Below are 13,432 nucleotides of genomic sequence, written 5' to 3' on the forward strand. Positions count from 1 at the left end.
AAGTACAATAGACGGCAAAATTGCACTGTGGTGAGGAAAAATAATGCACATAAACACAACCCCTATTGAACGTAGTAAATTATTAGCAGAGGCCAATGAAATTATTCGTCAACATGAGGATTATCTGCACGGTATGCACGCAACAGATGTTGAGCAGAAAGGCCCTGTATTAGTATTTCGCGGGGAATATTTCCTTGATGCTGAGGGCTTACCAACAGCGAAAACAACCGCTGTATTTAATATGTTCAAACATCTGGCTCACGTATTATCCGCCAAGTACCATTTAATTGATTAGTATCAGAATATTTTCTTGTTATCGCAGCCAGTTAACTGCTGGGTTGGTAGCAAATAGCAGGGGGGACCGTTCAGACTACCCCCTGCATTTATTGCCATCATTAAGAAACTAATATGGGTTATAGTAGCGGCTTCTCACCCCGCTGCCACCAACGTAATAATAGGCTGTCAACACTTTCGGTTGCACTCCCCATAAAACGCTCTATTAGGCGTTTACGGTGGGAATAACGCACGCCAATGACTTCGTGATTATCCATTTCAGCGATCAGTAAATCATCGCTGGTGCCGATAGCATCAACTAAACCTTTCTCTTTGGCTTGCGTACCAAACCAATGCTCGCCCGTTGCGACAGCATCAATATCTAAAGAAGGACGTTGCTGCTGCACGAATTGTTTAAATAGCAAGTGGGTTTCATTTAAATCTTCACGGAACTTTTCACGCCCCTGCTCCGTATTCTCACCAAACAACGTCAGTGTGCGTTTAAATTCACCCGCGGTATGCAGTTCTACGTCAATATCGTTCTTTTTCAGTAAACGATGGAAGTTCGGAATTTGAGCTACCACGCCAATTGAGCCAATAATAGCGAAAGGCGCACAGATAATACGGTCAGCAACACAGGCCATCATATAACCGCCACTGGCGGCAACTTTATCAACCGCAACCGTCAGGCGGATCCCTCGTTGACGCAGACGCGCCAATTGAGATGCCGCTAACCCATAGCCATGCACCACACCGCCAGGACTTTCCAACCGTAACAACACTTCATCCTGCGCGGTTGCAACCGCCAAAATAGCAGAGATTTCCTCACGTAATGAAGAGACCTCCTGCGCGCCAATGCTTCCTTTAAAATCAATCACATATAAACATGGTTTTACTGCCGCCACCGCACCAGATTTTGCACGCTGTTTCTTCAGTTTTTGATCCGCTTTTTCCTGCTTTTTAAATTCTTTAATCCAGGCTTTTTGTTCCGCATGGCTCATGCGTGCCAGCCGCATTTCTCGTTGAGTTTCTTTATATTGCTCCCCCAGGTCAACCAGGTTCAATTCCCCTCGTTGCCCTTGTCTTCTCATTCCCTGGCTGACCACCAATAACACTATTGCGCCAATCGCAACCACGATGGTCACCACTTTAGCCAGAAACAACCCGTACAAAGAAATTAACTCCACAAATACCGCCTTTCTTCATGTGTTTTTAGAGAGATACCTGCATTCTAGCGAACCTCTGAGCTGACGTCTCCCGCAAATGAAAAATTGCATTGGTTTCACTTAAATATAAGAATGAGAAAGATCACACGGTATGGACGGGAAGAGTTCACTCCGCCAGCAAGAGGAATAATTATGCATTATCAACCTAAGCATGACCTGCTCAATCAGCGCATTATTCTCGTAACTGGCGCAGGTGATGGCATTGGTCGTGAAGCGGCCCTGACTTACGCTCGTTTTGGTGCTCGCCTGATATTAGTGGGCCGCACCGAAAGCAAGTTGCTCGCGGTAAAAAAACAGATAGCTGATGCGGGCGGTTTACCCGCGCTAGCACTATCACTGGATCTATTGCATGCTACCACTGCGGATTGTCAGCAGCTTGCTAATACTCTAAGTGCACAAATCCCTCGGCTGGATGGCGTATTACATAACGCCGGTTTATTGGGTGGAGTTGCGCCAATGTCCGAGCAAAGCATTGCCGTCTGGCAAGACGTCATGCAAGTGAATGTCAATGCAACATTTATGCTGACTCAAGCATTACTGCCGTTACTACTGAAATCCCATAGCGCCTCGCTGGTGTTCACCAGTTCCAGCGTCGGCCGTCAGGGACGTGCAGGCTGGGGAGCTTATTCGGTCTCAAAATTTGCCACGGAAGGCATGATGCAAGTACTGGCCGAAGAGTATAAACAGAGCAACCTACGGGTTAACTGCATCAATCCCGGAGGAACCCGAACACAAATGCGGGCGACAGCATTCCCCGATGAAGATGCGAGTAAATTGAAAACACCGGCAGATATTATGCCGCTGTACCTCTATTTGATGAGCGATGACAGCCGTAGAAAAACCGGGATCAGCTTCGATGCACAGCCCGGCCGTAAACCCGGTCAGGCTGAATAAAAGGAATGTAATCATTATGTCTGAAGTTCGCCACCAGCAGCGCCAGCAACGATTAAAAGAAAAGGTGGATTCACGGATTGCTGCGGCACAGGAAGTCCGCGGTATTTTGATCGTGTTTACAGGTAACGGTAAAGGTAAAACCACAGCAGCTTTCGGGACGGTAACCCGAGCGGTGGGCCATGGCCTTAAAGCTGGAGTCATACAGTTTATTAAGGGGGAATGGCCGAATGGCGAAAAGAACCTGCTGCAACAACATAGCGTTGAATTTCAGGTAATGGCAACAGGTTTTACCTGGAACACTCAAGATAGGGAAAGGGATACTGTGGCCTGTCAGGGTGTTTGGCAACATGCTTTGCGCATGTTAGCAGACCCAACATTGGATTTAGTAGTATTGGATGAGTTGACCTATATGGTCGCTTACGACTACTTGTCACTGGTTGAGGTGATTAATGCACTCAATCAGCGCCCTGCTCATCAAACCGTCATTATTACTGGCCGAGGGTGCCACCGGGATTTACTGGAGATGGCGGATACTGTCAGTGAGTTACGTCCCGTCAAACATGCTTTCGATGCAGGAATAAAAGCGCAGCAAGGTATTGATTGGTAATATTTTATAAGCGTTAAAAATAACATTGCCGCGGTCCAAAAACTGCGGCAATAAGCATTATCAACATCGCGATTAATGTCTAATCACAGACTGCACTAATGACAGACGGCGTTAATGACATATTAAGCCGCCTGAGATTAACCGCGTTTTTTCGAGCTGCCACGGCGACCTGCCGTTGCCGCTGGTGCAGCATTACCTACGTTTTGGCGCGTAGAGCCTTTACGGGCTGAACCCTGACGGCCAGCAACCTGGCGACCCGCAACTTCGGTATGGCGTTTAACTGCACGACGGATTTGGTTGGCTTTAACCCGGCGGCGATCTTTCTCAACTGGCAATTTACTGACGGTTTCAACATCCAGTTCGACCAATTCACGTAGGTAGTTAGTAGCTTTAAGATCCAGTTCAGTCCAGCCACCACGTGGCAGGCCTTTCGGCAAATTAATATCACCATAACGCACACGAATCAGGCGGCTAACCTGCACGCCTACAGCTTCCCATAAACGGCGAACTTCGCGGTTACGCCCTTCTGTCAATGTGACGTTATACCACTGGTTTATCCCTTCGCCACCCTGATAGCTGATGGTACGGAATGCCGCAGGACCATCTTCCAGTTGTACACCGCGGCTCAACTGTTTGATTTTATCATCATCGATTTGACCAAATACCCGCACCGCATATTCACGCTCAACTTCACGGCTTGGGTGCATCAGGCGGTTAGCCAGTTCGCCATCGGTAGTGAACAGCAATAAACCTGAGGTATTCACATCCAAGCGGCCTACCGCAACCCAACGCGAACCACGCAGTTTAGGTAAACGGTCGAATACCGTTGGACGGCCTTCTGGATCATTACGCGTACAAAGTTCACCTTCTGGCTTGTAATACGCCAAAACGCGGCACACATTTTCTTCAGATTCTTTAATCGAAAGAAGATGACCATCCAGACGAATTTTAGTGGACTGGATCACTTCAACACGATCACCTAGCTTCGACACTTTTCCGTCAACACTGACGCGGCCTTGCTGGATAATGGCTTCAATTTCACGACGAGAACCATGGCCCGCACGCGCCAAGATTTTCTGTAATTTTTCACCCACAATTTTAGCGCCCTGTGAATTAGTAGGGTTTTGCGGGGTTGGGGTTGGTAACTTCTGCTTTTCTGACTTCTCGCTCATTGAGCAACCTCTAATGTCGCCTTCACAGGCGTCGTGTTATATATTGTAATCAATACGTTAAGAAAAAATAAAATATAACCCACTGATTGTAATACATTTTAGAACACAGCATGTCACATGCTCGTATCAACAAAACTGTCGCACACACTTGTCCGTGGCCGGGCATTTTACACTAATATTAGAATCAATGATTCTAATAAATATATATGTTGCTTCTGTAATACCAGTATATTTAAACCAACGGATTTAACCAGGGCCAAAAGGCTCGCAGACTCTTACCGTAATGGTCTTGCGTTACCGGAATGGTGTTACGTCCCCAGCACCTTCGCGGATAACTTCAGGGGCAGAATCAGTCAGGTCAATGACCGTGGTAGGCTGCTGACCCAGAGAACCGCCGTGAATGATTAAATCCACCTGTTTCCCTAGGTTCTCTTTGATCTCTTCGGGATCCGATTCGGCGAAATCATTACCTGGCAGCATCAATGTGGTTGACATCAACGGCTCACCTAATGCATCTAGTAACGCCAACGCGATAGGATTAGAAGGCACACGTAACCCTATGGTTTTACGTTTATCATTCATTAACCGCCGCGGAACTTCTTTGGTGGCTTTTAAAATAAAGGTGTAATTACCCGGTGTGTTATTTTTAATCAGACGAAAAGCCGAGTTATCGACATACGCATAAGTGGATAATTCAGACAGATCGCGGCATACCAACGTGAAGTTATGATTACCATCCAATTGACGAATGCGACAGATACGTTCCATTGCCGTTTTATCTTCTAAACGACAGCCAAGGGCATAACCAGAATCTGTCGGGTACACAACCACTCCGCCCTTACGTAAAACATCAACACATTGATTGATCAAACGGGGCTGTGGATTGTCCGGGTGGATATAAAAAAATTGACTCATGATTCTACCTCATCATTCAACGTGCGAGCGGTATGGCAGGCTCTTAGGCCAATCTCGCCATACCGGTTCCACCCCAGCGGGTAGCCACAATTTGCGGCCCAGCTCAATCCAGGAACAAGGTTGATGGAAATCAGACCCCTGGGATGCCAGTAAATTATAATCGCGAGCGTATTGACCCAGTAGCGCCCGCTCATGGGGGGCTTGTTGGCACTGAGCAACTTCCATCGCGTCCCCGCCATGTTCAGCAAAATGGGCCAATAAACGCTTTAACCATTTTGCCGTTAAATCATAACGGCCAGGATGGGCCAATACAGCTTGTCCACCTGATTGCTTAATCGCATCAATAGCTTGTTCTATTGTACACCACTGAGCAGGAACATAGCCGGTCTTGCCTTTGGCCAAATACTTTTTAAACACCTGACCCACATTGCTGGCCAGCCCTAACTCAACCAGATAACGCGCAAAATGCCCACGGGTTACCTGCCCACCGTTTGCCAACCGGTTAGCCCCTTCCCATGCACCCGTAATACGTGCTTTCTCCAGACGGGTGCTGATCTCTTGAGCCCGTTGATAACGGTGCTCAGACTGTGCCTCAAGTAACGTACGGATACTCGCATGCTGAATATCAATGCCCAAGCCCACGATATGGATCTCATGATTTTCCCATAGGGTGGAAATCTCAACACCGGAGATCAATCGTAACGCTAATTGGTGCTGTTCAATCGCCGCCGCCGCTTCTGCCAAACCTGCAGTGGTATCGTGATCAGTGATAGCCAGAACCCCAACACGCATCTGTGCCGCTCTGATCACCAGATCTGATGGCGTCAACGTGCCATCAGAAGCCGTTGTATGGCTATGTAGATCATAAAGCGTAAAAGCGGTAGATAACGTCGTGGCGTCAGTGAGTTCTTTCATATCGGGTAACGCTGGCTCAGCACTCAAAACAATCATCCAGAAAAATAGGGTTGGCTATCATACTCGCTTACAAGACGCGAACGTTAATCAATCTTACATCAGGCTTCCATGGAGTTATGAAAAAAGAGTTCGTTAAAAAACAATCAATCGAGGTTGACATTCATCTCGCGAACCAGTTAACTAGTACGCAAGTTCACGAGACATTACGGTGATGCTCCTATAAACCGAGCGTCACCATTAAACTGAATGCAATCAAAGAGAATTGTGACTGATAATGAAAACTTCCCTGATTTCCTTACTGCGTTGGTGGCATATCTCCCTCTCTCGGGCGATGTAATCACGCATATCCGTCATCAGACAGTGCAGATTGCTTCAGCCCGCTAATAGCGGGTTTTTTTATGGATAGATTCCGGCGTAATAATTTTTCAGGGCCTCTTTTAGGATCACTCAATGATGCAAACATCACGTCCTACTTTACAGTTACTAACAGCTAGCGCCTGTTACCGCGATGACCCAACAGCGCTGTTTCATCAATTATGTGGTGTCCGCCCCGCGACTCTGTTGCTTGAATCTGCGGAAGTTGACAACAAGCAGAATCTGAAAAGCCTGTTGGTCATCGATAGCGCCTTGCGTATCACAGCATTAGGGCAAACCGTCACTATCGAAGCATTGACCCGTAATGGGGCTTCTTTATTACCACTGCTGGATGCAAGTTTACCCACTGAAGTCGATATTCAGGTTCGTCCGAATGGCCGAGAGTTAACCTTCCCGTTAATAAATGAAGTCCAGGATGAGGATTCACGCTTACAGTCCTTATCCATTTTTGATGCTTTACGTCAATTGTTAACACTGGTTGATACCCCACTTGCCGAGCGCGAAGCCATGTTTCTGGGCGGTTTGTTCGCTTACGATTTGGTCGCAGGTTTTGAAAATCTGCCTCCGCTACGTCAGGATCAACGCTGCCCAGACTTCTGTTTCTATTTAGCCGAGACACTGCTGGTTTTGGATCATCAGCATCGTTCAACCCGGTTGCAGGCCAGCCTGTTCACGCCAGACAGCTCAGAATATCAGCGTCTGGCAACCCGCTTAGAACAACTCAGCCACCAGTTACAACAAATGCCACAACCCATCCCCGCAACCTCAGTACCCGAGATGGCGTTACAGTGTAACCAATCAGATGAAGAGTATTGCAACGTCGTCAGTGAATTGCAGGTGGCAATCCGTGAGGGTGAGATTTTCCAGGTAGTCCCATCCCGCCGCTTCACGCTGCCTTGCCCATCGCCGCTGGCGGCCTATCAGACACTGAAAGACCATAATCCCAGCCCGTATATGTTTTTCATGCAAGATAATGAATTCTCTTTGTTTGGCGCGTCACCTGAGAGTGCACTGAAATACGATGCCCGCAACCGCCAAATTGAAATTTACCCGATTGCGGGTACTCGTCCACGCGGTCGTAGGGCCAATGGGGAGCTAGACCGTGATTTAGACAGCCGTATCGAGCTGGAAATGCGCACTGACCATAAAGAGATGGCGGAACATTTAATGTTGGTGGATCTGGCTCGTAACGATCTGGCACGTATCTGCGAGCCCGGTAGCCGCTATGTAGCAGATTTAACCAAAGTTGACCGTTACTCCTTTGTCATGCATTTGGTGTCTCGCGTGATTGGCACTCTGCGTCAAGATTTGGATGTGCTACATGCTTATCAAGCTTGTATGAATATGGGTACGCTGAGCGGTGCGCCTAAAGTACGTGCCATGCAACTGATTGCCAGTAATGAAGGCTCACGCCGTGGCAGCTATGGCGGTGCAATTGGCTACTTTACTGCTCACGGTGATTTGGATACCTGCATTGTGATTCGTTCAGCTTACGTAGAAGACGGCATCGCCACCGTACAAGCCGGTGCGGGGGTAGTCTTGGACTCGGTTCCACAAGCAGAAGCTGACGAAACCCGTAATAAAGCCAGAGCCGTACTGCGCGCCATTGCCACAGCCCACCATGCCAAGGAGATTTTCTAATGGCCGATATCCTACTGCTCGATAATATCGACTCCTTTACCTACAACCTGGTGGACCAACTGCGTTCCTGTGGTCATCGCGTCGTTATTTACCGTAACCAAATTGCCGCCGATAACATTATTGAACGCTTGCAACAACTCGAACAACCGGTGTTGATGTTATCGCCTGGCCCTGGAACACCGGCGCAGGCAGGTTGTATGCCTGAGCTATTGCAACGCTTACGGGGCCAGTTACCGATGATTGGTATTTGTCTGGGCCATCAAGCCATTATCGAAGCCTATGGCGGCCATGTTGGTCAAGCGGGTGAGATATTGCATGGTAAGGCATCAGCCATTGAACATGATGGGCAAGGTATGTTTGCCGGTATGCCAACCCCATTACCTGTCGCCCGCTACCACTCCCTGGTCGGCAGTAATATCCCCGCAGAATTAACCGTTAACGCCCATTTTGGCGAGATGGTCATGGCGGTTCGTCATGATGCTCACCGAGTTTGTGGCTACCAATTCCACCCGGAATCGATTTTAACCACCCACGGTGCGCGTTTACTTGAGCAGACACTGGCCTGGGCGTTAGCGTAATTAAGGAGTTCATGATGCAACATCTATTCGAGAAACTGTTCCGGGCTGAGTCAATGAGCCAAGAAGAAAGCCAACAACTGTTTGCAGCGATTGTACGTGGTGAACTAGAGCCAAGCCAACTGGCCGCAGTGCTAATCAGCATGAAAGTGCGCGGGGAGACCCCTGCCGAAATTGCCGGGGCAGCTCAAGCCTTACTGGCAGATGCGCAACACTTTCCACGCCCAGACTACCTGTTCGCCGATATTGTCGGGACCGGCGGTGATGGCACAAACAGTATTAATATCTCCACCGCCAGCGCCTTTGTCGCGGCTAGCTGTGGCGTAAAAGTGGCCAAACATGGTAACCGCAGTGTTTCTAGCCGTTCAGGTTCATCCGATCTGTTGGCAGCATTTGGCATCCGTTTGGACATGAGTGCCGAGCAATCACGGTTGGCGTTGGACGATCTCGGGGTCTGCTTCCTGTTTGCGCCGCAATATCACACGGGTTTTCGTCATGCGATGCCAGTGCGCCAGCAATTGAAGACCCGCACCCTGTTTAATGTGTTGGGGCCGTTGATCAACCCCGCTCGCCCGCCGCTGGCGCTCATTGGCGTCTATAGCCCTGAGTTAGTGTTACCGATTGCCCAAACACTGAAAGTGCTGGGTTATCAACGTGCGGCAGTGGTACATGGCGGTGGAATGGATGAAGTGGCTATTCATGCTCCGACGCAGGTGGCTGAACTGAATAACGGCAGTATTGAAAGCTACCAGTTGACGCCAGAAGACTTTGGTTTGAACCGCTACCCGCTTGCCGCTTTACAAGGCGGTATGCCGGAAGAAAATCGTGACATTCTAGCACGGTTGTTACAAGGTAAAGGCGAAACAGCGCACGCAGCGGCCGTTGCGGCAAACGTTGCGTTGCTGCTGAAATTATACGGCCAAGAAAACCTGCGCCATAATGCGCAACAAGCATTGGAAATGATTCACAGCGGTCAGGCTTTTGATCGTGTTACTGCTCTGGCAGCAAGAGGATAAATCATGCAGGAAACTGGGGGTTACAAAACCGAGGGTTATAACGTTGGCAGTGACAAAGTTGACAGTGATAAAACCAAAACCGTGCTCCACCAAATCGTTCACGATAAAGAAATTTGGGTTGCCGCGCGGAAACTGCAACAGCCTCTAACCCGCTTCCAAAACGAAATCACCCAGAGTCAGCGCGATTTCTATCACGCGCTACAAGGCGATAAAACGGTCTTTATTTTGGAATGTAAAAAAGCCTCGCCTTCAAAAGGGGTTATCCGTGACAACTTTAACCCGGCGGAGATTGCCGGTGTTTATAAGCACTATGCTTCGGCTATCTCAGTATTAACGGATGAAAAATATTTCCAGGGCAGTTTTGATTTCTTGCCACAAGTCAGTGCCGCCGTCACTCAGCCAGTATTGTGTAAAGATTTTATTATTGATGCTTATCAGATTCAGCTAGCGCGGTTTTACCAAGCTGACGCAATTTTACTGATGCTGTCGGTCCTCGACGATAAGACTTACCGCCAATTGGCCGCCGTCGCACACAGCCTGAATATGGGGGTATTGACCGAGGCCAGTAACGCCGAAGAATTGGAACGCGCCATTACATTGGGTGCCAAAGTCGTTGGCATCAATAACCGTGACCTGCGTGATCTGTCTATCGATCTGAATCGCACCCGTGAATTGGCACCACGCCTACCAGAAGGTGTCACAATAATCAGTGAATCTGGCATTAGTCGTTATCGTCAGGTCCGTGAATTGAGCCAATTTGCCAACGGTTTTCTGATTGGCAGTGCCCTGATGTCCGAACCCGATCTCAACGTTGCCGTCCGCCGGGTGTTACTGGGCGAAAATAAAGTTTGCGGCCTGACACGCGCACAAGATGCCGCCACGGCCTACCACGCGGGAGCGGTGTACGGCGGGTTGATTTTTGTCGGCAGTTCACCGCGTCATGTGGATATCGCCAACGCCCGTACAGTTATCAGTGGTGCGCCGCTAAAGTATGTCGGTGTGTTCCGTAATGCTGAAATAGAAACTGTACGGCAAACGGCTGAACAACTATCACTGGCAGCGGTGCAATTGCATGGGCATGAAGATCAGCAGTATATCAATCAACTACGCAAAGTATTACCTGCGGGTTGCCAGATTTGGAAGGCCCTAAGTGTCGGTGACACGATGCCAGAACGCAACTTACAGCAAGTTGAACGCTACGTACTGGATCACGGTACGGGTGGCTCGGGGCAACGCTTCGACTGGTCATTATTGGCAGGGCAGACACTGGATAATGTCTTACTGGCTGGCGGTTTGGGGCCTGATAACTGTGATGTGGCTGCACAACTGGGCTGTGCTGGTCTGGATGTCAATTCCGGCGTAGAAAGCGCCCCTGGCATCAAAGATCCCCAACGGATAGCCGCTGTATTCCAGGCATTACGCGTGTACTGATTTACTCTATTTCAAGATTTACTTTATCCCAAAAATAGTTGACGTGGCAGCTAACACCGCTGTGATTTCAAATACCAAGGGGATATAAACTTACTTTGGTTAACCCGATAAACCAACGCATAACGGACAGAAAAATGACGACACTTAATCCCTATTTTGGCGAATTTGGCGGCATGTATGTGCCCCAGATTTTAGTGCCAGCCCTGAAGCAACTGGAAGACGCATTCGTCAGTGCTCAACTGGATCCTGAATTTCAGGCCGCATTTCAAGATTTGTTAAAAAACTATGCCGGTCGCCCTACCGCCCTGACCTTGTGTCAAAATCTGACCGAAGGGACAAAGACCAAGTTATATCTGAAACGTGAAGATCTGTTGCACGGTGGTGCACACAAAACTAATCAGGTTTTAGGCCAGGCTTTATTAGCGAAACGCATGGGTAAGACCGAAATTATTGCCGAAACCGGTGCCGGCCAGCACGGGGTTGCCTCAGCACTGGCTTGTGCATTGCTGGGTTTAAAATGCCGCATTTATATGGGGGCGAAAGATATTGAACGTCAGTCGCCGAACGTTTTCCGTATGCGCCTGATGGGAGCCGAGGTTATTCCAGTACATAGCGGTTCATCGACGCTGAAAGATGCCTGTAATGAAGCGTTGCGTGACTGGTCTGGTACTTATGAAACCGCTCACTATATGCTGGGCACCGCCGCAGGCCCTCACCCTTACCCGACAATAGTGCGCGAATTCCAACGAATGATCGGTGAAGAAACCAAAGTGCAGATACTGGAAAAAGAAGGCCGCCTGCCCGATGTGGTATTGGCCTGTATCGGCGGTGGTTCTAATGCTATCGGCATGTTCGCTGATTTTATTGATGAGCCTAATGTGGGTTTGATTGGCGTAGAACCTGCCGGTTTGGGGATCGAGACCGGGCAACATGGTGCCCCCCTGAAACACGGTAAAGTCGGTATCTACTTTGGTATGAAATCACCGATGATGCAGACCAGCGATGGGCAGATTGAAGAATCTTACTCTATTTCTGCCGGTCTGGACTTCCCCTCTGTGGGTCCGCAACATGCATATCTGAACAGTATTGGCCGGGCTGATTATGTCTCCATTACCGATGATGAGGCTTTAGACGCATTTAAGGCATTGTCCTGTAAAGAAGGGATTATTCCAGCTCTAGAGTCCTCTCATGCTCTGGCACATGCGTTGAAAATGATTAAAGCGGCTCCGGATAAAGAACAGATACTGGTGGTGAATCTATCTGGCCGGGGTGATAAAGATATTTTCACCGTTCACGATATTCTGAAAGCACGGGGAGAGATTTAATGGAGCGTTATCAGCAACTTTTTAAGCAGTTAGCCGCCAAAAAAGAAGGTGCCTTTGTTCCTTTCGTACAGCTTGGCGATCCCTCTCCGGCGATGTCACTCAATATTATTGATGCGTTAATTGCGGCGGGTGCAGATGCATTAGAGTTGGGGATTCCATTCTCTGATCCGTTGGCTGATGGCCCTACCATACAAAATGCGGCGCTGCGTGCCTTTGCTGCGGGTGTCACGCCAGGCATTTGTTTTGAAATGCTGGCCGAAATCCGCCAAAAATACCCCACAATACCTATTGGCCTGTTGATGTATGCAAACCTGGTATTCCACAATGGTATTGATCACTTCTACCAGCGCTGTGCTGAGGTGGGTGTCGATTCGGTGCTAATTGCTGACGTGCCATTTGAAGAGTCAGCCCCTTTCCGTGCCGCAGCCTTACGTCACGGGATTGCACCGATCTTCATCTGCCCGCCTAATGCCGACGATGACTTACTACGGGAAATTGCTTCTCATGGGCGTGGTTACACTTACCTGTTATCACGTGCCGGAGTCACCGGAGCAGAAAATCACGGCCAGTTACCGTTAAACCATCTGGTAGATAAACTTCGTGAATATAATGCAGCGCCCGCATTACAGGGCTTTGGTATTTCAGAACCCGCGCAAGTAAAAGCCAGCCTGGCAGCTGGCGCGGCGGGTGCTATTTCAGGCTCAGCAATCGTCAAAGTCATTGAAAAAAATGTTGCACAACCAGTTGAAATGTTAGCTCAACTAACCCGCTTCGTCACAGAGATGAAAGCGGCAACCCGCAGCTAATGACTATTTGCAATTTACAATTAGTTACTATTTAGAATTAATTACTATTTACAGTTAACTATTGTCATTACCGCCCTTCAGCGCCTGCTTATTTACATCAAGCAGGCGCTATTTTCAGCCATCTTTGAGTCTGTTTTCGCTATAAATTTGTAGCAAATTTGAATAAAGGCAATTCATAACCAATAATTAGCTAACACGCTAAGCATTTTTTACGTTTGATATGTCATGAGGGAACTGTGATAGCGCTTAACGTGTTAGTAG

At 48.6% G+C, this 13,432-nt stretch carries 11 protein-coding genes, 1 pseudogene and 1 other annotated feature; of the genes and pseudogenes, 8 read left to right on the plus strand and 4 right to left on the minus strand.

Translation table 11 applies throughout. The features are described from left to right. The first annotated feature begins 43 nt into the window (after nucleotides 1-43). Nucleotides 44-295: a YciN family protein gene (locus tag AC971_RS16020; protein ID WP_025383879.1), complete on the plus strand. Its 252-nt coding sequence runs from the start codon at nucleotides 44-46 to the stop codon at nucleotides 293-295. 118 nt (nucleotides 296-413) lie between these two features. Here AC971_RS16020 and sohB read toward each other — a convergent pair whose 3' ends face one another. After that, entirely contained in the window at nucleotides 414-1,460 is a 1,047-nt protein-coding gene (sohB, locus tag AC971_RS16025; RefSeq protein WP_025383878.1) for a protease SohB, read from the minus strand. A 171-nt stretch (nucleotides 1,461-1,631) separates the two neighbouring features. Here sohB and AC971_RS16030 point away from each other — a divergent pair, with 171 nt between their 5' ends. Together AC971_RS16030 and cobO are read left to right on the plus strand one after the other, a co-directional pair. After that, on the plus strand, nucleotides 1,632-2,393 hold the full coding sequence (locus AC971_RS16030; protein ID WP_025383877.1) for a YciK family oxidoreductase: 762 nt from the start codon (nucleotides 1,632-1,634) through the stop codon (nucleotides 2,391-2,393). 16 nt (nucleotides 2,394-2,409) lie between these two features. Continuing rightward, the gene (cobO, locus tag AC971_RS16035) at nucleotides 2,410-3,000 is read left to right on the plus strand and encodes a cob(I)yrinic acid a,c-diamide adenosyltransferase (protein ID WP_025383876.1); all 591 of its coding nucleotides are present in this window, start codon (nucleotides 2,410-2,412) and stop codon (nucleotides 2,998-3,000) included. 137 nt (nucleotides 3,001-3,137) lie between these two features. Here cobO and rluB read toward each other — a convergent pair whose 3' ends face one another. From rluB to rnm, 3 genes are all read right to left on the minus strand, one after another. Beyond that, a complete protein-coding gene (gene rluB / locus AC971_RS16040; RefSeq protein WP_025383875.1) occupies nucleotides 3,138-4,172 on the minus strand; it encodes a 23S rRNA pseudouridine(2605) synthase RluB in 1,035 nt (344 codons plus the stop codon). 294 nt (nucleotides 4,173-4,466) lie between these two features. After that, complete coding sequence (locus tag AC971_RS16045; RefSeq protein WP_002210628.1) at nucleotides 4,467-5,087, minus strand: L-threonylcarbamoyladenylate synthase; 621 nt, start codon at nucleotides 5,085-5,087, stop codon at nucleotides 4,467-4,469. 12 nt (nucleotides 5,088-5,099) lie between these two features. Further along, entirely contained in the window at nucleotides 5,100-6,002 is a 903-nt protein-coding gene (rnm, locus tag AC971_RS16050) for an RNase RNM (protein ID WP_072081336.1), read from the minus strand. 298 nt (nucleotides 6,003-6,300) lie between these two features. Further along, nucleotides 6,301-6,402: a sequence feature (Trp leader region), on the plus strand. Between the two features lie 53 nt (nucleotides 6,403-6,455). Here rnm and AC971_RS16055 point away from each other — a divergent pair. From AC971_RS16055 to trpA, 5 genes and pseudogenes are all read left to right on the plus strand, one after another. Then, on the plus strand, nucleotides 6,456-8,018 hold the full coding sequence (locus tag AC971_RS16055; protein ID WP_038402704.1) for an anthranilate synthase component 1: 1,563 nt from the start codon (nucleotides 6,456-6,458) through the stop codon (nucleotides 8,016-8,018). Next, nucleotides 8,018-9,609 (plus strand): annotated as a pseudogene (trpD, locus tag AC971_RS25230) (bifunctional anthranilate synthase glutamate amidotransferase component TrpG/anthranilate phosphoribosyltransferase TrpD). Before AC971_RS16055 ends, trpD begins: the two are co-directional and overlap by 1 nt. Nucleotides 9,610-9,612: 3 nt before the next feature. Beyond that, complete coding sequence (gene trpCF / locus AC971_RS16070; RefSeq protein ID WP_025383872.1) at nucleotides 9,613-11,040, plus strand: bifunctional indole-3-glycerol-phosphate synthase TrpC/phosphoribosylanthranilate isomerase TrpF; 1,428 nt, start codon at nucleotides 9,613-9,615, stop codon at nucleotides 11,038-11,040. Nucleotides 11,041-11,174: 134 nt separating this feature from the next. Beyond that, nucleotides 11,175-12,365: a tryptophan synthase subunit beta gene (gene trpB, locus AC971_RS16075; protein ID WP_025383871.1), complete on the plus strand. Its 1,191-nt coding sequence runs from the start codon at nucleotides 11,175-11,177 to the stop codon at nucleotides 12,363-12,365. Beyond that, a complete protein-coding gene (trpA, locus tag AC971_RS16080) occupies nucleotides 12,365-13,171 on the plus strand; it encodes a tryptophan synthase subunit alpha (RefSeq protein ID WP_025383870.1) in 807 nt (268 codons plus the stop codon). Before trpB ends, trpA begins: the two co-directional genes overlap by 1 nt. Nucleotides 13,172-13,432 lie beyond the last annotated feature (261 nt).

Source organism: Yersinia similis (assembly GCF_001053095.1).
GTDB classification, from domain to species: domain Bacteria; phylum Pseudomonadota; class Gammaproteobacteria; order Enterobacterales; family Enterobacteriaceae; genus Yersinia; species Yersinia similis.